Origin of the sequence: Streptomyces sp. WAC 04229 (genome assembly GCF_003947455.1) — a bacterium.
Taxonomy (GTDB): domain Bacteria; phylum Actinomycetota; class Actinomycetes; order Streptomycetales; family Streptomycetaceae; genus Streptomyces.
Genome location: NZ_QHJH01000117.1, coordinates 1 through 21,442 on the forward strand (window position 1 = coordinate 1; position 21,442 = coordinate 21,442).

General features: G+C 69.2%; 28 protein-coding genes. 10 read left to right on the forward strand and 18 right to left on the reverse strand.

Annotation, left to right across the window (positions count from 1 at the left end):
• Nucleotides 1-1,052: LysM peptidoglycan-binding domain-containing protein (locus DMH12_RS25930; RefSeq protein WP_399188767.1), on the reverse strand; the 1,052-nt coding region annotated here is incomplete at its 3' end.
• Nucleotides 1,053-1,331: 279 nt separating this feature from the next.
• Between DMH12_RS25930 and DMH12_RS25935 the strand changes: the two genes are divergently transcribed.
• A complete protein-coding gene (locus DMH12_RS25935) occupies nt 1,332-1,985 on the forward strand; it encodes a hypothetical protein (protein WP_125493871.1) in 654 nt (217 codons plus the stop codon).
• The gene (locus tag DMH12_RS25940; protein WP_185832529.1) at nt 1,982-3,031 is read left to right on the forward strand and encodes a hypothetical protein; all 1,050 of its coding nucleotides are present in this window, start codon (nt 1,982-1,984) and stop codon (nt 3,029-3,031) included. Before DMH12_RS25935 ends, DMH12_RS25940 begins: the two co-directional genes overlap by 4 nt.
• Here DMH12_RS25940 and DMH12_RS25945 read toward each other — a convergent pair.
• Genes DMH12_RS25945 through DMH12_RS25955 form a run of 3 tightly spaced genes read right to left on the reverse strand, consistent with a single transcriptional unit; the run spans nt 3,021 to nt 4,627 of the window.
• Nucleotides 3,021-3,266: a hypothetical protein gene (locus DMH12_RS25945; RefSeq protein ID WP_125493873.1), complete on the reverse strand. Its 246-nt coding sequence runs from the start codon at nt 3,264-3,266 to the stop codon at nt 3,021-3,023. The genes DMH12_RS25940 and DMH12_RS25945 overlap by 11 nt on opposite strands.
• Entirely contained in the window at nt 3,266-4,168 is a 903-nt protein-coding gene (locus DMH12_RS25950) for a hypothetical protein (protein WP_125493874.1), read from the reverse strand. The genes DMH12_RS25945 and DMH12_RS25950 overlap by 1 nt, the downstream gene beginning before the upstream one ends.
• A gap of 33 nt (nt 4,169-4,201) precedes the next feature.
• Nucleotides 4,202-4,627: an ATP-binding protein gene (locus DMH12_RS25955; RefSeq protein WP_125493875.1), complete on the reverse strand. Its 426-nt coding sequence runs from the start codon at nt 4,625-4,627 to the stop codon at nt 4,202-4,204.
• A 249-nt stretch (nt 4,628-4,876) separates the two neighbouring features.
• On the opposite strand from DMH12_RS25955, the gene DMH12_RS25960 reads away from it, so the two are divergent.
• The 8 genes from DMH12_RS25960 (at nt 4,877) to DMH12_RS26000 (ending at nt 10,067) form a co-directional block, all read left to right on the forward strand.
• Nucleotides 4,877-5,695 carry a helix-turn-helix transcriptional regulator gene (locus DMH12_RS25960; RefSeq protein WP_312023972.1) on the forward strand — a complete coding sequence of 273 codons (819 nt, stop codon included), beginning with the start codon at nt 4,877-4,879 and terminating at the stop codon, nt 5,693-5,695.
• On the forward strand, nt 5,692-5,895 hold the full coding sequence (locus DMH12_RS25965) for a DUF397 domain-containing protein (RefSeq protein WP_125493877.1): 204 nt from the start codon (nt 5,692-5,694) through the stop codon (nt 5,893-5,895). Before DMH12_RS25960 ends, DMH12_RS25965 begins: the two co-directional genes overlap by 4 nt.
• Before the next feature lie 133 nt (nt 5,896-6,028).
• Nucleotides 6,029-6,472, forward strand: a complete 444-nt coding sequence (locus tag DMH12_RS25970; protein WP_125493878.1) for a hypothetical protein — start codon at nt 6,029-6,031, stop codon at nt 6,470-6,472.
• A 338-nt stretch (nt 6,473-6,810) separates the two neighbouring features.
• A complete protein-coding gene (locus DMH12_RS25980) occupies nt 6,811-7,002 on the forward strand; it encodes a DUF397 domain-containing protein (protein ID WP_125493879.1) in 192 nt (63 codons plus the stop codon).
• A gap of 76 nt (nt 7,003-7,078) precedes the next feature.
• Complete coding sequence (locus tag DMH12_RS39970) at nt 7,079-8,641, forward strand: putative T7SS-secreted protein (RefSeq protein ID WP_260474347.1); 1,563 nt, start codon at nt 7,079-7,081, stop codon at nt 8,639-8,641.
• Nucleotides 8,638-9,018, forward strand: coding sequence for a hypothetical protein (locus DMH12_RS25990; protein ID WP_260474348.1), 381 nt, complete (start codon nt 8,638-8,640; stop codon nt 9,016-9,018). Before DMH12_RS39970 ends, DMH12_RS25990 begins: the two co-directional genes overlap by 4 nt.
• A 169-nt stretch (nt 9,019-9,187) precedes the next feature.
• Nucleotides 9,188-9,709 carry a hypothetical protein gene (locus tag DMH12_RS25995; RefSeq protein WP_260474349.1) on the forward strand — a complete coding sequence of 174 codons (522 nt, stop codon included), beginning with the start codon at nt 9,188-9,190 and terminating at the stop codon, nt 9,707-9,709.
• A gap of 25 nt (nt 9,710-9,734) precedes the next feature.
• Nucleotides 9,735-10,067 carry a hypothetical protein gene (locus DMH12_RS26000; protein WP_064729245.1) on the forward strand — a complete coding sequence of 111 codons (333 nt, stop codon included), beginning with the start codon at nt 9,735-9,737 and terminating at the stop codon, nt 10,065-10,067.
• Nucleotides 10,068-10,080: 13 nt separating this feature from the next.
• Here the strand turns inward: DMH12_RS26000 and DMH12_RS26005 are convergent, their stop codons facing one another.
• The 14 genes from DMH12_RS26005 to DMH12_RS26070 form a co-directional block, all read right to left on the reverse strand.
• Nucleotides 10,081-10,674, reverse strand: coding sequence for a hypothetical protein (locus DMH12_RS26005; protein ID WP_185832530.1), 594 nt, complete (start codon nt 10,672-10,674; stop codon nt 10,081-10,083).
• A gap of 8 nt (nt 10,675-10,682) precedes the next feature.
• A complete protein-coding gene (locus DMH12_RS26010; RefSeq protein WP_125493882.1) occupies nt 10,683-11,300 on the reverse strand; it encodes a hypothetical protein in 618 nt (205 codons plus the stop codon).
• Complete coding sequence (locus DMH12_RS26015; RefSeq protein ID WP_125493883.1) at nt 11,297-12,634, reverse strand: hypothetical protein; 1,338 nt, start codon at nt 12,632-12,634, stop codon at nt 11,297-11,299. The genes DMH12_RS26010 and DMH12_RS26015 overlap by 4 nt, the downstream gene beginning before the upstream one ends.
• The gene (locus tag DMH12_RS26020; RefSeq protein WP_125493884.1) at nt 12,631-14,055 is read right to left on the reverse strand and encodes a putative T7SS-secreted protein; all 1,425 of its coding nucleotides are present in this window, start codon (nt 14,053-14,055) and stop codon (nt 12,631-12,633) included. Before DMH12_RS26020 ends, DMH12_RS26015 begins: the two co-directional genes overlap by 4 nt.
• Nucleotides 14,052-14,378: a hypothetical protein gene (locus tag DMH12_RS26025; RefSeq protein ID WP_125493885.1), complete on the reverse strand. Its 327-nt coding sequence runs from the start codon at nt 14,376-14,378 to the stop codon at nt 14,052-14,054. The genes DMH12_RS26020 and DMH12_RS26025 overlap by 4 nt, the downstream gene beginning before the upstream one ends.
• A gap of 48 nt (nt 14,379-14,426) precedes the next feature.
• Nucleotides 14,427-14,888, reverse strand: a complete 462-nt coding sequence (locus tag DMH12_RS26030) for a TadE/TadG family type IV pilus assembly protein (protein WP_125493886.1) — start codon at nt 14,886-14,888, stop codon at nt 14,427-14,429.
• A complete protein-coding gene (locus tag DMH12_RS26035; RefSeq protein ID WP_125493887.1) occupies nt 14,885-15,316 on the reverse strand; it encodes a TadE/TadG family type IV pilus assembly protein in 432 nt (143 codons plus the stop codon). Before DMH12_RS26035 ends, DMH12_RS26030 begins: the two co-directional genes overlap by 4 nt.
• Complete coding sequence (locus DMH12_RS26040) at nt 15,317-15,823, reverse strand: TadE family protein (protein WP_122615645.1); 507 nt, start codon at nt 15,821-15,823, stop codon at nt 15,317-15,319.
• 55 nt (nt 15,824-15,878) lie between these two features.
• Nucleotides 15,879-16,139 (reverse strand): hypothetical protein, encoded by a 261-nt coding sequence (locus DMH12_RS26045; RefSeq protein ID WP_030145342.1) that lies wholly within the window; start codon nt 16,137-16,139, stop codon nt 15,879-15,881.
• An 82-nt stretch (nt 16,140-16,221) separates the two neighbouring features.
• Entirely contained in the window at nt 16,222-17,142 is a 921-nt protein-coding gene (locus DMH12_RS26050; protein WP_185832531.1) for a type II secretion system F family protein, read from the reverse strand.
• Nucleotides 17,139-18,149 (reverse strand): type II secretion system F family protein, encoded by a 1,011-nt coding sequence (locus tag DMH12_RS26055; RefSeq protein ID WP_185832532.1) that lies wholly within the window; start codon nt 18,147-18,149, stop codon nt 17,139-17,141. Before DMH12_RS26055 ends, DMH12_RS26050 begins: the two co-directional genes overlap by 4 nt.
• A gap of 49 nt (nt 18,150-18,198) precedes the next feature.
• On the reverse strand, nt 18,199-19,506 hold the full coding sequence (locus DMH12_RS26060) for a CpaF family protein (RefSeq protein ID WP_125493889.1): 1,308 nt from the start codon (nt 19,504-19,506) through the stop codon (nt 18,199-18,201).
• Nucleotides 19,503-20,399, reverse strand: coding sequence for a hypothetical protein (locus DMH12_RS26065; RefSeq protein ID WP_125493890.1), 897 nt, complete (start codon nt 20,397-20,399; stop codon nt 19,503-19,505). Before DMH12_RS26065 ends, DMH12_RS26060 begins: the two co-directional genes overlap by 4 nt.
• 15 nt (nt 20,400-20,414) lie before the next feature.
• Nucleotides 20,415-21,134, reverse strand: a complete 720-nt coding sequence (locus tag DMH12_RS26070) for a hypothetical protein (protein WP_125493891.1) — start codon at nt 21,132-21,134, stop codon at nt 20,415-20,417.
• Between the last annotated feature and the right edge of the window lie 308 nt (nt 21,135-21,442).

Consider the following 21,442-nt stretch of genomic DNA (forward strand, 5'->3'; position numbering starts at 1 on the left):
GCCGGTGTGGGTGTCGCGGGGGTGGGCGCGGGCCGCTGCTCGGGAAGGGAGACGTGGGCGTCCCCTCCCCCCTGGGCTCCGCCGCCTCCCTGGGCGTGGTCGCCACCCGTCTGTGCGTAGTCGCTGATTTGCTGCTGCACCTGCTCGGAGACGTTCGGCGCCTCGTCGGGCATCTCGACCAGCTCGCCGCCGCGGGCGTCGCCGGGCATCTCCATGATCCAGCCGGGCCGGATGAGGGACGCCTCGGACAGCTTGGACCCGTCGGGCTGCACGCGGTCCTTGTTGAGCTCGAAGATCTCCTTGTACCGGCGTCCGTCGCCGAGGTGCCGGTCGGCGACCTCCCAGAGGGAGTCGTGGTGACGCCCCTCGGGCGGCTGGATCCGGTAGTACTTCGTGTCGCCGTGCGCGGCGGAGCCACCACCGTCGGCACGGGCCGCGTCCTGCCCCGCCTGTCCGGCCTGCTCGGCGAGGGCGTTCGCGGTGGAGGCGGCCTGCTCCTGCTGCTGGGCGAAGAGTCCCGGCGTCTGCTGGGCGGCGGCGACCGCCGGCTTCTGGTTCCCCTCCAGGCTCTGACCGAGCTGGGACAGGCCCGGTGTGAGGCTCGCCGCGGTGGCGCCGACGAGCAGGAGGGCGGCGACGAGCTGCCGGGCCAGCAGCTGGCTGGGCCCGGATCCCGGCACCCGCCCCGGCACCCCCACGCCGGACAGCGCGGCCTTGACCTCGACGAGCACGCAGGCGGTGAACTGGGCCCAGGCGAACCAGACGATGACGGTGAGGATGTGCAGGAAGGTCTGCACGGTGATCTCGCGCTGGAGCCAGTCGAGGCCGGGCGCCCCGTTGGGCAGCGGCCAGCCGACCGCCACGGCCAGCGCGAGCGGCACCCCGACGACGAGCGCGAGCAGCACGACGAAGGCGAGGAACGCCTTGACGAAGTCCCCGAACGACCGCCGCCGCACCCGCACCGGCTGAGGCGTGCGGTTCCTCGGCGTCGCAGCGGCAGCCGAGGAAGCCGTCGAGCTGCTGGAGGAGCTTGAGGTGCGGCGTCGCGGCATGGGCGGAGTCCTGGGTCGTGGTCGTGGGCGGCGAGGCCCGCCGGGGCGTTGGTATGAGGGGTGTGCTGAGCCTACAGAGATCTTATGGACTGCCGCTGACAGCGTCGAAGGCCCTGTGGAAGAGGGAGGAACAACTTCCGCCCGCTCCGCACCCTTTGCGCCCTTTCGCCGCACACCTCTTCACATCCCCCACACAAACCCCCGAAACCGGTCAGGTCCCCTGCACGGCCCACTGATAGCTTCGTTCCCTGTCGCAACGCCTTACCCAGGGGGAACACCGTGGCCCGCAGAGCCGTCACCATGACCACCGCCGCCGCCTTCACCGCGACTGCGGCCCTGCTCCTGACCGCGTGCGGCGGGGGTGAGGAGTCCTCGCCGGAGGACATTAAGGGGGCGGGGGGTGGGAGTCCTTCGGCTTCGGCGTCGGCATCCTCGTCGACGCCGCCCGGCGTGGACCGCCCGGTGGTCAAGCTGCCCAGTAGCTTCCAGTTGACCTTCGGCGACTGGACGAGCGGAGACGCTCAGGAGCAGGCCGTACTCAACGACGCCAAGGAAGAACTGCGGGCGGGATACGCGGCGATCATCGCCAACGACCCGGACAGTGAAGCCGTCTCGTTCTACGACACCGACTCCGGCCGTGCGCAGAGCAAGAAGTGGATCAAGTCGTACACGGACAAGAACGTGACGGTCATCGGCAAGCTGCCGGTCTTCGACCCCAAGGTGACCCTGCTCGAAAACGGCACCACGGCGTCCCTCGGCTACTGCACCGACGAGAGCGAGGCACGCACCAAGCACCGGAAGACCGGCAAGGTCGAAGGCAACCCCCCGGGGATGGACCCCGAGGTCTACTACCTGGTCACGCTGCGCAAGAGCAGCCAGGGGGTATGGCAGAACTCGTCCGTCCGCGCGGAGAGGGGGAAGTGCGCGCAGTGAGGGCTCGACACAAGGCGCTACCCGTGCTCGCCTCATCCGTGGCCACGGCACTCTGCTGTACCGCACCTGCCAACGCCTTCGGCGGCTCCGACACGAGGGGCGAGGCCGAGGGCAAGGAGCTGACGGCCTCGGCCCAGCACACCAGCATCAAGGTCACGCAGGTGAGCGGACCCACGGGCGGCAAGCGGGGAAGCCTGAGCGCGACCGATGTCAACTGGGAGCCCCCGCCGTGCTGGTACGAGCCGGTGTTCACTCCCGAGCAGTTGAAGGACTTCGCGGAGAACGACGGCGGCGGCGACGTCAGCATCCGCCAGGGCTGGTACGGCTCCAAGCTGTGGACCGACCACTTCAAGGACGGCAAGGACGCGCCCAACTACTTCGGCACCCCGTCGTCCGCGAAGGGCTACAAGGACTACAACCTCGGCGAGAAGGGCTACTTCTGGCGCGGCGTGGCCCCAAGCCTGTCGGCTCTCGACGACACGTCGCTGTGCAACCGGCTGATGTTCTGGCAGGACGCCGGCCAGATCCCCGATGTGCCGAACGCCCCGACGCCGCGGACCCTCGCGGAGTACGCCTACGACAAGGTCGAGGTCCCCGCAACGGAGATCGAGGCGAAGCCGGCCGCCAAGTCCACCGTCAATTTGCCGACTTGGGTCTGGCTGGACAAGGGCACCTTCAAGGACGTCAAGGTCCGCGCCGAACTGCCCAACACGGGCCTGTGGGCGGAAACGACCGCCAAGCCGGTCGCCCTCCACCTCGAGCCCGGCACGGACGACGCCGAGACCTTCCCCGCCTCCGGCGACTGCGAGATCAACGCCGACGGCTCCATCGGAACGCCGTACGCCAAGGGCAAGGCCGACGAAACCCCGCCCTGCGGCATCCGCTACCTCCGCGCCTCGAACGGCGAGCCGTACCAGCTGAAGGCGTCGATCACCTGGGACATCTCCTGGGAGGGCACGGGCGGCGCCACGGGGGACCTGCCGGACGGCACCTTCGAGACCACGCAGGACATGGACGTCCAGGAGATTCAGTCCATCAACCGCTGAACATGTCCTCGGCCCGCTCCACCGTCAGCGCACGCCGTGCCCAGACTTCGAGCTGGTCGAGGTCATAGCAGTCGAGTACACGCTCACGCAGAGCGAAGCACACCGGAATCTCCCGCCATTCGAGAATTCGGAGCACCATCAAGGCACGCCCCTCGATCCGCCCCTCCACCCGGCCTTCCTCACGCACTTGCAAAGCCACGGAGTTGTCGAAGAAGTAGCGGATCTCCCTGGGCATCAGGCCCGCCCTTCGCTGAACAGATCCTCCGCACGCGTGACCTGCACGGCCCGCTGGGACCAGACCTTGAGCTGCCTCAGGTCCGTGCAGGCGAGCACACGCTCCCGCACCGCGCCGGTCACCGGGATGCCCCGCCACTCCAGAATCTCCAGCGTGATCTCGGAACGGTCCTCGGCCCGCCCTTCCTCACGACCCTCCACCCGGCCTTCCTCACGGACCTTCTCGGCCACCGGGTTGTTGAAGAAGTAGCGGATCTCCGACATCAGGTCCCTCCAGAGGTCCTTGGCCCGGGGGTCGCCCAGGCACGATTCGATGAGCTGTCCGAACACCGCCGCGCTCTCGCCGTCGACGGTCCGCAGAGCGAAAGCCAACGGTTCCAGTATGGCGGCGGCCTGTGGTCCCCGCCCGTGCGTCATGGCCGACAGCACGGCAAGCGGGACGTCCCTTTCAGCCTCTCGCTCACTCGCGATCACCGGCACGTTGTCCGGGCCGATCACCAACGGCCGCACCGTCAGCGAGTCCCACCCCGGCAGCCCCCGCCGGATGGGCTGCGCCGCCCAGCGAGCGGTCGCGCTGCTCTGCGTGATCACGAGGAGGACGGGTTCGCAGCGGTACTTCGCGTACAGGTACGAGAGGTAGTACGGCCAACTGCTCCGCTTCTCCTCGTCCTTCTTCCCCTGCGCCTCGACGACGAGGAGGTACGCCCCCTCGTCCGTTTCCACCCGCATCAGCGTGTCCACCCGCCGCTCGACGGGCTCGATCTCCGTGACGTCGGTGTTCAGCACCGCGAAGTCACGCGGTTCGGGGAACGGAACACGCAGGACGTTCTGGAACGCCCGCGTGAGCAGTGCCGGGTCCTTCTGGAAGACCCAGTGCAACGCCTCGTGCGACGAGCTGACCATCGGCTCTCCTTCCTGTACTACGCGATCAACGCGCTACGCCGCGACGAGGTCACACCACACGTACTTGCCCCGGTTTCCGTCCCTGGCCAGCGGCTGCCACCCCCACAGGTCGGCGCACGCCCGCACAAGCGCGAGCCCGCGCCCTTCCTCCGCGTCCGCGAGCGCCTCGAAGGCCACCGGCGGCTCGGGCGGTCCCGGATCGGCATCCCACGCCCCGATCCGCAGCACGCCGGCCACCCATCGCACGCGCAGCGCCGCCGGTCCCTCGGTGTGCCGTACGGCGTTGGAGATCAGCTCGGTGGCGAGCAGTTCGGCGGTGTCCACGAGGCGGATGAGGCCGTGCATGGTGAGGATCAGGCGGAGGGTGCGGCGGCAGACGGTGACGGCGCGTAAGTCATTGGGGATGTACAGGGTGTACTCCCAGGGGGTGGCCGGGTCGACGGGGTCGGTTTCGGGCATGCGTGAACTCCTGCAGAGTCAGGGGGCGTCGACCGGTGGCATCGCCGCTCGCCAGGGCAGGACGAAGCGGTGCACTTCCGGCGCTCGTCGACGTCACACGGCGTGCGCGACGTCACCGACGGTATTTCCTAGTTTTAGGAAGACGCAAGCCGCTGCCGTATTCTGCCCCTCGAACGAGCTACGCGGCTGGGACAGTTGAAGCCAGGAGGCGTCGGGTTGCCGCCGAAGAGACATCTCACGGCCCGCAGGGTGCGACTGGGCACCGAACTGCGCAAACTCCGCGAGGCAATGGGCATGAAGTCCCGAGAGGCCGCCGAGTTGCTCGGCGCCGACTCGGTCCAGATGAGCCAGATCGAGTCCGGGGTGGCCGGAGTGAGCGCGAAACGCGTACGTCGGCTCGCGGCCCATTACGCCTGCACGGACGAAGGCCTGATCGAGGCACTCGAGGCCATGGCGACCAACCGCACCCGTGGATGGTGGGAGGAGTACCGAGGCGTGCTTCCCCCGGTATTCCTGGACACGGCCGAGGTCGAACACCATGCGACGGCGCTGCGCGAGATCGTGATCACGCACGTACCCGGCCTGCTCCAGACCCCCGACTACGCCCGCGCGGTCTACACGTACATGATGCCGGGCCTGCCCGACAGCGAGCTGCTCCCCCGCGTGGAGCACCGGATGCGGCGGCGCTCCGTGATCGAGGGCGACAAGCCGACTCCGTACGACACGATCGTTCACGAATTCGCACTCAGGGTCCGCGTGGCCGACCGTCGGGTCGCACTCGCTCAGCTTCGTCAGATCCTCGCGCAGATCGAGGACGGTCACGCGAACGTACGGGTGATCCCAGCCGATCAGGACGGCTTCGCCGGCGCCGAGGCGTCGATGATGCAGGCCTGCGGCCCCGTGCCCCAGCTGGATACCGCACTCCGCGACTCCCCCACCGGCACTGCCTTCATCGATGCGGAACCACAACTGAACCAGCTTCGAACACTGTTCCGTAAGGTGGAGCAGGCGTCACTGAGCCCCACGGCGTCGCGAGACTTCATCCACCGGCTGACGAAGGAACTATGAGGCGATCCACGACCGAAACTCCGCGCTGGCTCAAATCGTCATTCTCCGGGGGCGGCGACGGCAACACCTGCGTGGAGGTCGCCCCGCTGCAGAGCCACGTGGCGATACGCGACTCGAAGAACCCCGCCCACGGCACCCTGACCGTCCCACTCGCATCCTTCACCGCACTCGTGCGGAGCCTCAAGACGCCCGTCAACTGACCCCCGACAGCACGTGCACCAGGTTCATACGCGCGTTCGGAACGCACCGCATCGCACGTGTACGGGGGAGAACACGGTGTCGCACAGACCCACTGACTGGCACGTACTCGACCTGGAAGAACAAAGTAAGACAATGATCAGGACTGTCGGCTTCTTCCGCGAGCAGGCCTCCAGTTGGGGAATCGAGAGGGAGCACTCGATTCATGACCTGGTTCGTGCGACCGGCGAGGCGGATGAAGAAGCTGTCGTCCAATACCTGGTCAGCGGTGCGGACATCTTCAGCGAGATGGGCGCAGAACTGGACATCCTGTCCACTGACGCATTCCCCATCGCAGGCGGTGCATCCCTGAAGACCGACGGCACCTGGGTATGGCGCCTCGATCTTCCTCACTACGTGGCCACGTACCACGTGGCCCTGCCGGAGGATTTTCTCCAGACGATCAGGTCACGCGCGTACGTCGTACCGCAACTCGATGACGAAGCCCTGTTCGCCGTCCTGGAAGAGGTGACAGGAATGGACTACCGCCAGATCCATTCTCCAAATCGGCGGGCATGCGAGTGCGCGTCGAGATCATGACCGACGGCCGCTGGGTCTGGTCCCTCGCCTGGTCGGACCACGTCCGGCACGCAGTTTCGCTCCGTTTCTCGGCCCCGGAGGCCAGTGTCGAACAGGCGCTGGAGGTCGCGCGGGCCGAGGGGATCCCGATGCCCGTACGCGTGGTTCCGTTCGACACCTACCGCTTCGCGGGTGTCAGCGCGGCCATGACGCAGTGGGCGGTCCACCCCCTCCTGCAGGCCCAATCCCAACTGGAGCGCTTCCGAAGCCGCTTTCGTAAGCTGGGCCCAGCGCACTCGCCCCCACCCGAACACGGGACTTCATCCACAAGGCGTCGAAGGAACTGTGAGGCACGGCACATGACCGGACCCATACGCTGGCGGAAGGCCTCCTACTCCGAGGGCGGCGACGGCAACACCTGCGTGGAGGTCGCCCCACTGCGCAGCCACGTGGCGATACGCGACTCGAAGAACCCCGCCCACGGCACCCTGACCGTCCCGCTCGCATCCTTCACCGCACTCGTGCGGAGCCTTAAGACACCGGCCACCTGACCCCCACAAACACGTGCGCTAAGTTCATACGCGCGTTCTGAACGCACCGCATCGCACGTGTACGGGGGAGAACACGGTGTCGCACAGGCCCACGGACTGGCACGTACTCGACCTGGAGAGCGACCCGACGCCGGGCGACCCGCAACGCATACGCAAACTCGCCGGCACCCTGCACGACTTCGCCGACGACGTGGGCGACGTACTGCGTGATCTCAAGGGCATCGCCAAGGAGGAGGAGATCCTCTCCTGGGCGGGCAAAACCGCGGCCGTGTTCGCGGAGGAGTTCGGGGACGCCCCGAAGAAGCTGCGCAAGCTGAAGAAGTCGTACAACCTGGCGGGCGACGCGCTGACGACGTTCTGGCCCGACCTCCAGGACGCGCAGGACAAGGCCGACAAGGCGCTGCGCGACGGTCGCAAGGCACGTGAGGAACTGACCACCGCCCAGACCGCGCTGACCGGGGCCGACGACTGGGTCCACAGGGCGACGGAGAAGACCGACTCGTACGACCCCGCCAAGAACGGCGGCAAGGACGTCCCCAAGCCCGACGAGGCCGACGTCCGACGGGCGACCCGCGACGCCCAGCACGCGAAGGCCCGCCAGGCGGCGGCCGAGCGCAACGTCGAGAGCGCCCAGACCGCGCTGGACGCGGCCAAGAAGCTCGCCGGTCAGGCCAAGGGCCTGCGCGAGGACGCCGCCCGCCGCACGGTGACGAAACTCCAGGAAGCCTCCGACGCCGGCATCCCCAACCGGCACTGGTGGGAGGAGATCGGCGACTGGGTCACCGACAACTGGGACGAGATCGTCACCATCTGCAAGTGGGTCGTGACGATCGTCGGCATCATCGTGATGATCGTCGGGGGCCCGCTGGGGTGGCTGGTCTTCGCGGCGGCGCTCGTCGTGATGGCGGACACGATAAGAAAAGTCATCAAGGGCGAGGCTGGCTGGGGTGATCTCCTATGGGCGGCCCTGGACTGCATACCCGCCACGAAGGGCTTCACCAGCCTCGCCAAGCTCGGCAAGCTGTGGAAAGCGGGGGGCCTGAAGGCTCTCGGCGCCGGATTCATGGGCGGGATCGGCGGCGGCCTCAAAGGGCTCGGCCATGGAATTCGCTCGGGCTCAGCCAATGTTGTCTCAGTCGTCAAAGGGCTTGCAGGTCGCGGCAAGAACCCGCTCTCTTTTAAGATACAGCCCTTCAAGGATGGCCGGCCAGGCATGTTGCTGTTCAAGCCGGGTGACCCTCTCCTTAAGAGCATGAATCGCGTGAAAAGCAATGGAAGCTTTGATGTGGGAATTCACGGATCTCCCAATTCCGTGGGTTATCAGGTGAAGGACGGCGCCGCCCACCTGTCCGAGAACTGGCACAACTTCAACCACCGAGAAGTGGCTTCATTGATGCGCGCCCACGGATGGAATGGCGAGCCTGTTAGACTTCTATCCTGTCAGACTGGAATGAAGTCAGATGGATTTGCCCAGAATTTGGCAAATACTCTGGGCGTGAAAGTCGAAGCACCCAACGACTTTCTCTGGGTGTGGCCCCACGGCAGGACAGCGGTGGCACCCTTCAACGAAGCTGGAACTGCTATACATCCCACTTCGCGTGGAGCATTCAAGACATTTCATCCCAACGGAGGCGCATGACGATGGCCAGAATCTTCGCACCTCACCGAGTCGGCGAGCCTCAAGTGGAGGCCGAATTTTTGCCCGACACACTCGACGAAGAGTTGACCGATCAGCTTTCCAGCTTCCTTGAGGAAGCGGAGCCCGTACTATTCTCACCGGGAACCACGCACGACCCCTTCTCCGATTCACCGGACATGCACGTGCGGGTAGGCGTGATGACGGACGGTACATGGGTTTGGCAACTCGCCTGGTCGGACTATGTAAAATTTCATCGAGTAGCCCCGCCGAGTGAATTTATCGAGCACGCAAATTCACTCGGCTTCATTGCACCCGAGATCAGTATCGAGCAGGCACTCGAAATCGCCAAAGCCGAGGGGATCCCTTTGCCCGATTAGAGGAGAGGAGCCTTTCGGTCAGGACCAGGTTGGGGATTAGAAGTTGAGCGAGACAAATTCAGAAACGGCAACACGTCCCGATGCTCCATTCGGTGTATCGGTCTCCGTCCCCGAGTCGTGGTGGGAGTTCGACATCCTGTCCGGCGGCTACGAGGGATCCATCCGGTCCCTGGTGAACGAGAGAATCCGGGCTGTCCCCGAACTGGCCCCCTACCGGTCCGAGGTATCCGCAATGCTCCGCAGGATGGCCAAGGACGCCCGTGAATCCGGAGCCCTCTACTTGGGCTGCATGGCGGAGAACTTCGAAGGTGTGCCGCTGTCGGCGACGCTTACGGTCTCCGTGCTCGGCGCAAGAAACGACCATGGCGCCGCCCTCTCCACCGACCCCCGCGCCATCGCAGAAAGCCTGCGCACCGTCACCCCCCGCCGCGAGGGCGATGCCTGGCGGAAGGTGACGACCGTCGACATCCCGGATGTCGGGCCGGCCGCCCGGACCTACGGTGTGGAGGACGTACCCGTCGCGCAGGGCGACAGCCGTACCCTTCGTATGGTGCTGACGCAGACGTACATCCCGGTGCCGGGAACCACCGACCAGGTCGTCCTCGTCTCCGGAGCCAGCCCGGTGCTGGATCTCGCCGAGGCGTTCCACGACGTCTTCGACGCTGTGACCGGCACGTTCCGGTTCGTCTGACCCGACCGCAGAGAGGACTTCGCGCATGGCCAAGAGCGACCTCGCGATCCCGCTGACCGAGCTGGAGGACTACGGGCGCCAGTTGCGGTCACTCAAGACCCGACTGAACCACACGAAGAAGCTCTTCGAGTCGTACAAGGACGACATCGGCGACGGCAGCGTCAACGACGCCCTCGGCGACTTCGAGTCCAACTGGGAGGACGGCCGCGAGGACATCACCCAGCAGCTCGACGCGCTCGGCGACATGTCGGACGCGGTGGTCCGCGAGTTCAAGAAGCTCGACGACGAGCTGACCAAGCAGGTCAACAAGGCCGTGAAGACGGAGGACAAGCGGGGCGGGAAGGGCGGCAGCAAGTAGGGCGTCCCTTGCCTCACAGGTGGAGGGTGTGGGCGATGGCGTCCACGACGGCCTCCAGCGGTTCGTCCAGCACCGGTTCCGTCCAGGAGGCGAGCAGAGTGACGGCGGCGTCCGTCGTCGGCGGGCGGACGCCGTAGAAGAGCGTACGGACCACGGGGCGCGGGCCGAGGAGGCGCTTCTTCTCCTCGATCAGGTTCTGCCGGATGCGCACCGCGTCGCCGAGCGGCAGCCGGAGTTCGCGGACGTCCGGCTCGCCGAAGTCGCGCGCCGACATGTGCTCCGTGAGCAACCCGAGGGTGACCTCGGGGAAGGTGCCGTCCGGATGGATCGCGTCGAGTTCGAGAACGGCCGCGACGGTGTGATGGCCGCTGATGTACCAGCCGAACGCGCCCAGCGGCTCACGCGTACGGCTGTCCGCCGCGGCACGCCTCAGGTCGCGGGCCAGGAGCCGGGTGCTGCCCTTCTCCCCGTCGCGCTCGTACCGTTCGGCGAGGCCGGCCGCCTGGTGTTTCGCCCAGTAGTCCAGGTCCAGCGTGCCTGCGACGGGGAACGGCACCCAGTCCTCCGAGCACTCAAGGCCCAGGTTCGAGAGGTCGTCAGTGGTCACGGCGGCGGTCACTCCGTCCAGATCAGCGAGCCCGCGATCGCGTCGAAGAGGCCGGCCATGGCGTCGGCGATCGGTTCCAGGGGCGTGGAGAAGGTGAGCAGGAGGAACGCGGCCGTGCCGGGCACGGGCACGTGGTATTCCACGGAGACGGAGACGGGTGCGTGCTCGGCGCTCGCGCCGCTGTCCGGCGAGGGCTGCTTCGTGCGTCTGCGCACGCGTACGGCGGCTCCGGCGGCCACTTCCTCGACGCTCACCTCCGGGGTCTCTCCCGGCTCGGCCTCCGCTGCCAGGGCTCGGGCCAGGTCCTCGGGCGGCAGCGGCTCGGCATGGCGCAGCGGCGCCAGAGTGACCAGCAGCGAGGCGGGCACGGTGAAGGGGCCCGCCTCCTGGAGACTGAGGTAGAGCTCGATGCCCCCGCTGCGGTACGCCTTGGCGGCGCGGCGGCGCAGGTCCGTGCGCAACTCCTCTTTGAGATGCGGGGCGTTGTCGATTCCGTTGAACTGGCGCTCCACCAGCGCGTCGACCGACCTGTTCCGCGCGTCGGGGTCGAGCAGGATCCGGAACCAGCCGTCGGGCAGCAGCAGACGGTAGTCGGCGGGGGCCGTATTGTTCTCGATGGGTGTCATCCGGGAACCTCGCTGGATGTCCGTTGCGACCCGAGTGACCGGAGCGGCCTGTCGAGCCGGGCACGGCTGATCAGTTGATGAACGGCGTACGGCGTCGCCTGCAGGACCAAGCCGACGGCCCCCATGAGCACCGCGGCCAGCGACGCCTCGGGGTGATCACCGGAGATGCCCAGTCCCTGCACCACGGAGAAAACCGACGCGAAGGCCATGACGGCCGTCGACGACACTCCGGCGATGGTGCCGGGGAAGCGCGACACGCGGCGGGCCGCACCGGCCGACGCCGGCAGCATCCGCAGGCCCAGGACAGGCCCCTTCGGCCAGAGCGTCTTCGGGCCCAGGCGGCGTTCGGACACCGTCAGCCCGGCGGCGCGGCGCAGCCGTGACCAGCCCTCGGCGCCCGACTCGCCGGCGAACCAGAGGTCCCACGGGAGCACGGCCCGCACCTGTTCCCCCGGGCCCCGCACCTCCACCCCGAGCGGAGCGCCGGTGTGGGCGTTCACCCGGGCCAGGCTCCGCACGGCGTGCGGCCCCTTCAGCGGGAACCAGTACTCCTGCCCGCCCAGGTCCCGCAGGACGAGGTCCGCGTCCTGCACCCGCAGTTCCGTGTCCCGGCGGAACCTGACGGTCGCACCGCACCCCGGTGCGGGCGACGGGGCGACGCGCTCGCGGACGACTGGAGCGTGCCGGTCGCGGCGCAGCGCCGTCCAGGCCCGCAGGGCGATCCGGGCGAACGGGGCCGCGAACGCGGCGGACGCCAGGAGGAGTACGGCGCACGGCGGGGTGGTGTCGGAGAAGACGAGGAACGTGAACGCGGCGAACCAGGTGACTCCGGCGGCGACGCGGACCGTCCAGTACCAGAACGGGAAGTCGCCGCCCGGCCCGAGCCAGACGCCCCCACCGCCCGACGCCACCAGCTGATCGTTTCTGTCACGGACCACGTGCAGGGGAATGCCGGCGGCTTTGAGCAGCGCGGCCGCCCCCGAGCGACCGAGGAGGTGCTCGCCCTGAACGAATCGTTTGGGCAGCACCGGAGACTCGGGCAGCCACTGCTCCACGTCGAGCCGGGCGATCAGACCACCATCCCGGTCCTGCAGCTGGAGCTCGCCCCAGGAGCCGGGGATCGGGGGCCCCATACGCTCCATGTCCGCACCGGGAACGTCCACGAAGACCGCCCGGGCGATGCCCGCATCACCCACCGGAAGGCGGCGGGTACGGCGACGGGTGCGCAGCACCAGCTCGCCGTCCTCGGCGAAGAGCCGGGACACCCGGAGGCGTTCCAGTCCCGGACCGCGTGAGGCGGCCGGGCGGAGCGCGGGCTCGGGGGGCAGCGTCATCCCGTAGCCCCTTCGTACAGGGACGTGACAGCGCCGTAGGCGCCCTCGGAGCCTGCGGCGACACCCGTGGCCGTGGCACCGGCCCACACATTGGTCTGGCCGGAGAAGTTGTTCAGGGCACTGCTGACCGCCGGCATCTGCGTCGCCGCGGGCGCGATCCCGTCGAGGCCGGCGGCCGCCCTGGCCAGGTCGGGATCGAGGGTGCCCGCCGAACGGGGCGCGGCCATGCCCTGGAGACCCTCGCGCCAGCCCTGCCTGGAGAACGCGTTGCCGATACACTTCACGCCGTCGACGCTATCGCGGTAGAGGGAGACGGGGCTGAACCCCTCCTTCAGGTTGCTCCAGGTGGGCAGCTTCCCCTTGGGCATGGCGGCCATCGCCCGTGCGGCGTCCTTGCCGCGGATGGCGCCCTGCGCGCCCCGGTTGGCGAGGTTCCATGCCTTGTTGGTCTTCATTCCGGAGGCCACGGCGTTCTTGTAGAGGTTGCTCCGCGCGAGCGCCTTGCTGCCGGCCGCGACGCCCTTGGCTCCCGCCATCGCCGCGCGTCCGAGGCCGAAGGTGGCGACGCCGACGGCGTCCAGGATCACCGACTTCCAGCTGCCCTCACCGCCGAGCGCCAGTACGAGGTCGGTCGCGAGGGCGACGACGCCGGCCAGCAGGGCGACGGCGTTGGCGACGACGGCGATGGCCTGGCCGATGACCGGGATCCAGCCCAGGGCGAGCGCCGCCACGCCCGCCCACAGCGCGATACGGCCCGCCCATTTGGAGATCTGGGTGAGCCATCCGGCGTTCTCGTGGACCCAGTTCTTGAACTTGTCCGTCCAGCCGTCCTTGAGACCGTCGTTCTCGATGACGTCGTGGATGGCGTCCGCCGCCCGGCTCGCGGCGGCGTCGCGGACCTCCTTGGCGGCGCGCAGCGCCTCCTTGGCCGCGGACAGTGCCGACGAGGCGTTCTCCTGCTGTTCCTTGTACTTCTTGGTGTCGGGATCGTCCTCGGGTGTGTCCTCGGGCTGCCCGTCCAGTGACCGCTGCGCGGCGCGGTCGTGTTCGTCGGCGGCCTCGGCGGCGTGCAACGCCTTGTCGGCCATCTGCTGCGCCCGGTGCAGCTCCGAGGCGTACTCCGTGCTGCACACCCCGTCCACGACGCGCGTACCGAGTGCGTCGGCGGCCTCGTCGTACCGCTTGAGCGCCTTGCGGAGCTTGTCGCCGGCGCCCTCGGCCGCTCCGCGGAACTCGGTGGCCGCCTTGCCCTTCCAGTTCTCGACGGAGGCCAGTTCCTTGATCTCCCGGGCCTCCTTCTCGATGGCCTCGGCGGTCTTGCGCAGCTGCCGGCCGAGCCGGGCCACCTCTTCGGGATCGCCGGGTACCGGGTCGGATGCCTCGTCGAGCACCGCCCAGCGGTGGGCTGCGGGGCGCGTCACCTGCCCGCCTCCTTCTTGCCGCCCGTCGCCTTCCGGTCGGCGCGGCGCAGCGCCTCCGCCAGCTCGTGGTCGATCTTGTCGTACGCGTCCGCCGCGCCCTGGGTGATCCCGTGCAGCTTCTCCAGCTCGTCCGTCAGCTGTCTGCGGTGGATCTTCCAGTTGCTGCCGAACTCCTCGAAGGCGTCGAGGATCTTCTCCGACCCGATCTCGCCGACGCCGTACCCCTCCGCCGGATTGGCCCGTTCGGCGAACGTTCCCCGGATACGGCTCAGAGCCCGGGCGCTCTCCCGGATCCGGTCGATGTCGGCTTCCTGGTCACCCATGCTCTCCTCCTCCGCGCAACGTCAGCGCCCGCCGCCCCGGTTACGGGGTCAGCCCACCTCGTTCTCCGCCACCGCCTGCCCATGCACGACCACGTCGCCGCCGTAGAACATGCCGGTGAAGACCGGGGAGTACGTGAGCTGGACCTCGACCTCGACCAGGGCCGCGTCGGCCGTGACGCAGTGGGTCGCGGCGATGTCCGCGCCGGTCATGTCCATCTCCGTGGCGAAGGCCTTGACCCGGGCGTCGCAGTTCTCGTAGTTGATGGGGGCGGGGCCGCCCACGTCGTCGTAGAGGGCCTCGCGGTCGATGTCCTGGGCGGCGTAGCGCGCGGCCTGTTCGGCGATGTCCGCGGCGCGTTCCCGCTTCGAGATGGACATGCCGCCGTCGATGACGAAGGCGGAGAGGGAGAGGAAGACCAGGGCGAAGATGATGACCGCGCCGGCGCCCGAGCCGCGGTCGTCCAGGTGGGCGCGCCGGGCGGCGAGCCACTGCCGTACGGGAGTTCTCACGCGGTCCTCCGGTACGGGTCCAGCGGGGAGCTGAAGGTCGCCGAGAGGGTCGTCGGGACGTTCAGGCCGATCGAGGCCAGGCCGCGGACCTCGCAGCTCACCTCGACCGTGAAGAGGGTGTCCGGTTCGAAGCCGGCGCTCTTCTGGACGACCGAGACGGGGCCGGAGCAGACGTCCGTGAGGTTGGACTCGGCCGCCTTCTTCGCCTCCGCGATCGCCGTGCCGTGGTCCTTCTGGATCGAGCCCGCGCGGGCGGCGTCCCTCGCCGCGCCGTCGAGCGCGCCCCGGCCGTCGACCAACTGGCCGAAGGCGACCAGGACCAGGATGAAGAGGATCATCACCGGGGCGAGGATGACCACCTCGATGGTGGACAGGCCCTCGTCCGTCCCGGGCCGGCGTCGGCTCCGCGTGTTGCGGGAGAGGTTCATCTAGTTCTCGCCCTCCTGCACGAAGCGCTCCACCGGGCCCATCGACTGCGCGTGCACCGTCAGGTCCAGACCCGGGAACACCGTCGGGATGCGCGCCGTGATCTCCACGCCCACCGTGTCCTGTTCCGGCTGGAGCAGCTTCACGTCCGGGGACAGGACCAGCTGCGGCCCGAGTTGGCGGATGTAGCTGTCGACGACGTCCTGGGCCTCGCCGCGCCAGCCGCCGGGCTGGGCGTCGGCCGTCGCGCGGGCCTTGCGCGCGCCCGCCTGGGCCGCCGCCTGCGCCACGTGGTCGGCGAAGAAGTACAGCCCGAACTGCACCGTCGCGAAGATCATGAAGAACAGCACCGGCGTGAGCAGCACGAACTCGATCGCGGTCATGCCGGAGTCGTCGCCGCGGGTGGCCGCGGCGTTCCGCGCGGTCTCCACCCTGCGGCGCACCCGTCTGCGTACGCCCCCCAGGGCGCCGCCGAGCACGCCGCGTACGCCGCGCGCGGCACCCGGCATCCCCGTCCCCGTCCGTCCCGTCACATCGTCCCCGTCAGCGCCGTACGTCGGCCGGTCAGCAGGTCTTGCCCGCGTCCGCGCCCTTGATGCAGTCGCCGACCTTGTTGGCGCCGTCGCTGAGCGCGGCGTTGATGATGGCGGCCACCACGCCGACGATCGCGACGACGACCGCGGAGATGATGACCCACTCGACGGCGGACGCCCCGCGGTCCAGCTCGCCGGAGCGGGCGCGGTCCACGCGGGCCCGCAGGAAGGTGATCAGGAAGTCCACGGGCACGATGCCGGTGGTGCCGGTGCGGAGGTTGCGTCCGTTCATGGTGAGTCTGTCCTCTCGTGTCGGTTCTGGGAGCGATGCGGCCCGGAGTGGCCTGCGGCTGGCGTCACTGGCTTCACTGGCGTCACACCTGGAAGACCCGCATCGCCGCGGGATAGATCAGGAACACCAGGAACCCGGCGCACAGCAGGAGCTGCGCCACGAGCATCGACTGGGACTTCTCGCCCGCGCTGCCCTCGATCTCGGACAGTTCGCGGTGGCGCATGGTCTCCGCGCGGGAGGCCAGGGACTCCCGGACCTTCGCGCCGTCGTCCGCCACCAGGGCGAGCGAGGCGGAGAGGTCCTTGAGTTCCTCGACGCCCAGGTCCTCGCCGAGCTGGCCCAGAGCCTGCCACTGGCTGATGCCGGTGATGCGCGCGTCGGCCAGGGCGTTGCGGATGCGGTGGGTCGCCCAGCCGTCCGACACCTCCGCCGCCGCCATCAGGGCCTCGGGCAGACCGCGTCCGCCGGCCAGGCTCATGGAAACCAGGTCCAGGTACGCGCCGATCACGCGCCGCAGGTCACGGCGCTTCTCCGCGGCGTCCCTGCGTACCTCCAGGTCGGGGAGGAAGAAGAAGAGCACCGCGCAGAGCAGGGCCAGCCAGACGGGGATGACCGGACTGTCGCCGAAGCCCAGCGTCCATACGATCGCGAACAGGAACGGGCCGAAGAACAGACCGCCCGCCGCCAGCAGCGCCTTCGTCGCCAGGAACTTCTCCCAGCTGCGGTCCAGCACCGCCAGGTCCGCGCGCAGGGAGCGCTGCTCCCAGCCCTGCTGGAGGTACAGCTCGGCGACGCGCGCGCCGACCTGGGCCCGCAGCGAGCCGAGGCGGCTGGTGTCCTGCGCCGCCCGCGACGACCCGTACGCCGCCCCGCGCGCACGCATCGCGTCGATCCGGGCGACCTGCTGGATCGGGCTGCGTCTGCTCGGCATCAGCGCGCGGACCAGGGCGTAGATGCCCAGGCCGATGACGGCGCCGACCAGGACCGGCATGGTCAGGTTCATCGTCGTACCCCCTCGTCCCCAGACGCCTGCGACGGCTGTGCCGGTTGCGGCAGTCGCTGCGCGGGCTGACCCGGCTGGCCCGGCAGACCGGAGTTGCCCTGCTGCCCCGGGGTGCGGGGACGTACGAACTGCACATCCGAGCCGTCCCGGACCAGGAAGCGCTCCGGCGTCTCGATGGTCGACAGCTTGCGCAGCCACCAGAAGCCCAGCGCGAACAGCCCGCACACGCAGGCCAGCACGAGCTGGCCGACGGGCGAACCGTACGGCTCGACGAAGTCGCGGTTGAAGACGGACAGGCCGAGGACGAACAGCACCGACACCGCGACGACGATCTGCACCGAGCGGCGGGTCGACGCGCGCTGCGCCATCACGCGCTGGCGCATGTCGACCTCCTCGCGGGCGGACTTGGCGAGCGCGCCGAGGACCTGCCGCAGACCGGGCCCGCGCAGCCGGGCGTTGAGGATCAGTGCCGCGACGATGATGTCGGCGGACGCGTCGTCGATCTCGTCGGCCAGGTGCTGGAGCGCGTCGGGCAGCGGGGTGCGCGAGCGCAGCCGGTCGACCAGGGAGTCCAGGTGGGGGCGGAGTACGGGCGCGGCGGCGCGGGCCGAGGCGGGGATGGCCTGTTCCAGGCCGACCGCGCCGGCGATGGTGTCGCGCAGCGACTCGGTCCAGGAGGCGAGCGCCTCCACCCGCTTCATGGCGGCGCGTTCCTCGGCGGCGCCGCCGAAGAGGCGGTCCCAGAAGAAGACGAGGACGCCGGCCGCGATGCCCAGGACCGCCCAGCGGGTGAGCAGCAGGACGACGAGGCCGACGATGGCGGCGGCCGAGCCGCGCCGGCCCGCCCAGCGGATCAGCTCGTTGACCCGCTCGCTGGCCTGCCGCTTCTCGTGCTCGGGCTTGGCGGGCAGTCCGCGTACGGCGACCAGGAACAGGGCGAGGCCGCCGCCGACGGCGACTCCGCAGCCGATCGAGTAGAGGACCGTGGTGGAGAACAGGCCGCCCATGGAGCCGAGCGAGTCGAGGGCCGCGAGGGTGTTCATCTGCATCTCCGCGTCACCCCCACGTTCCGTTGGGCCGGTAGCCGTAGGCGATGAGTTCCTCCAGGCAGGCTATGGGTGCGTGCGGTACGACCTGGCCGTCGGGCGCCTCGGCGAACACCTCGCTGGACAGCACGCGGCCGTCGACGCCGTTCACCTCGCGGACCGAGGTGACCACGCGCTGGAGGCGGCCGCCGCTCTGGAAGTTGTTGCGCCGCTGGATGAAGACGACGAAGTTCACCGCGCCGGCCACCAGCATCTGGCTGGCCTCGATCGGCAGCCGCTCCGACGCCTGGAGGGCGTACGTGGAGATGCGGTTGAAGACCTCGTGCGAGCTGTTGGCGTGGATCGTGGAGAGCGAGCCGTCGTTGCCCTGCGACATCGCGTTCAGCATGGTCACGATCTCGTCGCCGAGCACCTCGCCGACGATGACACGGGAGGGGTTCATACGGAGGCTGCGGCGGACCAGTTCCGCCATGCTGATGGTGCCCTGGCCCTCGGAGTTGGGCAGCCGTTCCTCGAACGCGACCACGTTGGGGTGCAGGTCGGGGAAGGTGTCGAGGCCGAGTTCCAGCGCGCGCTCCACCGTGATCAGCCGCTCGTGCGGCGGGATCTCGTTGGCGAGGGCGCGCAGCAGCGTCGTCTTTCCGGCGTTGGTCGCACCGGCGATCATGATGTTCTTGCGGGCGCGGACCGCGCAGGCCAGGAAGTGGCCCAGCTCGGGCGCGAGGGTGCCGTTGCCGACCAGGTCGGAGATGAAGACCTTGCCCATGCGGGCGCGGCGGATGGAGAGCGCGGGGCGCCGGGCGACGTCCATGACCGCCGACAGTCGCGAACCGTCCGGCAGCCGCAGGTCGAGCTGCGGGTTGGCGGAGTCGAAGGGGCGGGACGACAGACCCGAGTAGGCGCCGAGGATCTGGATCAGCTCGATGAGTTCCTCGTCGGTCTCGGCGACCGGCTCGCCGCGCGTCTCGCGTCCGTCGGAGTAGCCGACGAAGACGTGGTCGCAGCCGTTGATGTCGATGTTCTCGACCTCGGGGTCGTCGAGGAGCGGCTGGAGCCGCCCGACGCCGAACAGCGCGGCGTGCACGGCGGCGGCGTACGCCTCCTCCGTCTCCGCGTCCAGCGGCGTACGCCCGGCGTTGATCTCGGCGCGGGCGTACTCCTCCAGGATCTGGGCTATGACCGCGCGCGCGTAGTGCCGTTCGTCCTCGGTGGACATCGGCGTGACGCCGGCGACCTGGTCCTGGCGGCGCTGCTCGGCGATGCGGTCGCCGGCGTCCTGCCGGAACCGCTTGACCAACGAGTGGTCGACAGCGGTCATCGGCCGGCCCCCGCGTGGCCGGACATGCCGGTGCCGGCGGGGCCGGTAGGTCCGGTAGGTCCGGTGGGTCCGGTGGGTCCGGTGGTGGGCATCGACCAGGCGGCGCCGAACTGCTGGTACAGGTCCGACGTGACCTTGCGGGCCGAGCGGATGAGCAGCGACTTCTCCAGCCGCCCGCGCCTGCGCCCGGCCAACTGGTCCGCTCCCGCCGGGTCGTCGGCGATCGTGCCGACCACGCGCGCGCCGGTCTGGGCGTGCACGAGCATGTCGTTGACCTGCCCGGACAGCTTGGCGGCGTTGTTCGTGTCGGCGACCAGGACGACACCGATCAGCGGCATACCGGCGTTGGCGGCGCCGCGCGCGCCGCCGTGCAGCTTGTTGGACAGGGCGGCGGCGCGGTCGCGCACGCGGGCGATGGCCTCCGGCTCCGTACGGGAGACGAGGAGGACGAGCGCGGCGTGCTGGAACAGCTCCGTCGCCGGGCTGTCCCCGCTGATGCGGCCGCAGTCGGCGATGACGTCGGCGGGCGCGTTCGGGGAGTCGGCGAGGGAGGCGAAGGCCCGGCCGAGGGTGGGCCACAGGCCCGCGAGCCCGGCGGCCTGCTCGGAGATGCCGAGCCCGACGAGGACTTCGAGGCCGCCGCTGAGCGGCTGTACGTGGTCCCAGAGCTGGTCGGGCACGAGGCCGCGGCGCGCGGTGGCGGCGATCGACAGCATGCCGGTGTTCGGGTTCAGCGGACCGCCGTGCGCGGCGGCGGACCGGTACACCAGGTCACCGCCGGCCGGGTCGGTCTCGGCCAGCAGGACACGGCGCGGCCAGACCGCCGCGAGGGCGACGGCCGCGGTGGTGACGCCGGGGGAACCCTTGTCGGCGGCCAGTGCGATGAGGGCCATGGGATGGGGCCCCTTCTACTTGCCGGGGACGCGCACGACGGCGACCTCGCCGGCGGCGGCGGCCGAGGCGAGGGCTGCGGCGTCGGCCTCGTCGACCAGGAGGGTGAGGGACTTGCTTCCGGTACTCACGGTGGAGTCGCTGTCGTCGGACACGCCGTTCACACGGGCGTCCGGCACGATCGCTCCGCCGGAGGCGGACGACGACGCGTCGTTGCCGGAGGAGTCGGAGCCGTTGCCGGAGCCGTTGGCTCCGACGCGGTAGGCGGCGACGATGTCACCCGACTTGATGCCCGCCGGGTACTGCCCCTCCTTCAGGGCGACACCGACGGAGGCCTTGCCCGCGGGAATCTGCTCCTGCTCCGCGAACATCTGCCCCATCACGACCGTGTCCTTGTAGATCGTGGACTTGGCCTTGAGGTCCTTGAGCGTTTCCAGCTGCGTCCACTGGATGTAGTTGATGCTGTCGTCGGCGGCCACCATCACGGACTCGACGTTGCTGCCCACGGATTCGCCGGCCTGGATGTCGGAGGTCACCCTGACGACCTCCACCCGGTCCCCGGCCCGCAGCACGAGCATCGTGGCTCCCAGCGCACCCACCAGAATCAGCAGCACCGCCAACGCGGCGAGCGCCGGTTTGCGCTCGCGAGGAGGGCTGGGAAGCCGGTCACCGACCGACGGCTGAGCCGGAGCCGCGGAACGCCCCGCGCCCGCCCCCGTACGCTCCTGGATCTTCACGCAACCGCTCCCCGTACGACCAAGAAATTGTCTGCCACGTTCACACCCGAGCCAGGACGACCCAAGTACGCAGAATCATCTGCAAATTCGGACAGTCCACCCGCGCCCACCCGACCGGTGACGCCCCGGGACATCCCCGCACACACCCGTCCTACCTGGGCGAATGACCGGCAGTGAGGCGGGTGTCAAGCCATCGCACCGTATCAGCCGCACATAAGCCCCTCAAGGCATCCCCTGTCTCCTATACCACTCTGACCCTGCCGCCGCACCAATCTGTTGTACACTCTGCGGACCGCGGAGCATTAAAA

Coding starts and splice junctions, on each gene's coding strand:
- DMH12_RS25945 (WP_125493873.1), bottom strand. CDS start 3,266: ATGCCCAGGGAGATCCGCTACTTCTTCGACAACTCCGTGGCTTTGCAA.
- DMH12_RS25950 (WP_125493874.1), bottom strand. CDS start 4,168: ATGGTCAGCTCGTCGCACGAGGCGTTGCACTGGGTCTTCCAGAAGGAC.
- DMH12_RS25955 (WP_125493875.1), bottom strand. CDS start 4,627: ATGCCCGAAACCGACCCCGTCGACCCGGCCACCCCCTGGGAGTACACC.
- DMH12_RS25965 (WP_125493877.1), top strand. CDS start 5,692: ATGAGGCGATCCACGACCGAAACTCCGCGCTGGCTCAAATCGTCATTC.
- DMH12_RS25970 (WP_125493878.1), top strand. CDS start 6,029: ATGATCAGGACTGTCGGCTTCTTCCGCGAGCAGGCCTCCAGTTGGGGA.
- DMH12_RS25980 (WP_125493879.1), top strand. CDS start 6,811: ATGACCGGACCCATACGCTGGCGGAAGGCCTCCTACTCCGAGGGCGGC.
- DMH12_RS25990 (WP_260474348.1), top strand. CDS start 8,638: ATGACGATGGCCAGAATCTTCGCACCTCACCGAGTCGGCGAGCCTCAA.
- DMH12_RS26000 (WP_064729245.1), top strand. CDS start 9,735: ATGGCCAAGAGCGACCTCGCGATCCCGCTGACCGAGCTGGAGGACTAC.
- DMH12_RS26010 (WP_125493882.1), bottom strand. CDS start 11,300: ATGACACCCATCGAGAACAATACGGCCCCCGCCGACTACCGTCTGCTG.
- DMH12_RS26015 (WP_125493883.1), bottom strand. CDS start 12,634: ATGACGCTGCCCCCCGAGCCCGCGCTCCGCCCGGCCGCCTCACGCGGT.
- DMH12_RS26025 (WP_125493885.1), bottom strand. CDS start 14,378: ATGGGTGACCAGGAAGCCGACATCGACCGGATCCGGGAGAGCGCCCGG.
- DMH12_RS26035 (WP_125493887.1), bottom strand. CDS start 15,316: ATGAACCTCTCCCGCAACACGCGGAGCCGACGCCGGCCCGGGACGGAC.
- DMH12_RS26040 (WP_122615645.1), bottom strand. CDS start 15,823: ATGCCGGGTGCCGCGCGCGGCGTACGCGGCGTGCTCGGCGGCGCCCTG.
- DMH12_RS26045 (WP_030145342.1), bottom strand. CDS start 16,139: ATGAACGGACGCAACCTCCGCACCGGCACCACCGGCATCGTGCCCGTG.
- DMH12_RS26050 (WP_185832531.1), bottom strand. CDS start 17,142: ATGAACCTGACCATGCCGGTCCTGGTCGGCGCCGTCATCGGCCTGGGC.
- DMH12_RS26055 (WP_185832532.1), bottom strand. CDS start 18,149: ATGGGCGGCCTGTTCTCCACCACGGTCCTCTACTCGATCGGCTGCGGA.
- DMH12_RS26060 (WP_125493889.1), bottom strand. CDS start 19,506: ATGACCGCTGTCGACCACTCGTTGGTCAAGCGGTTCCGGCAGGACGCC.
- DMH12_RS26065 (WP_125493890.1), bottom strand. CDS start 20,399: ATGGCCCTCATCGCACTGGCCGCCGACAAGGGTTCCCCCGGCGTCACC.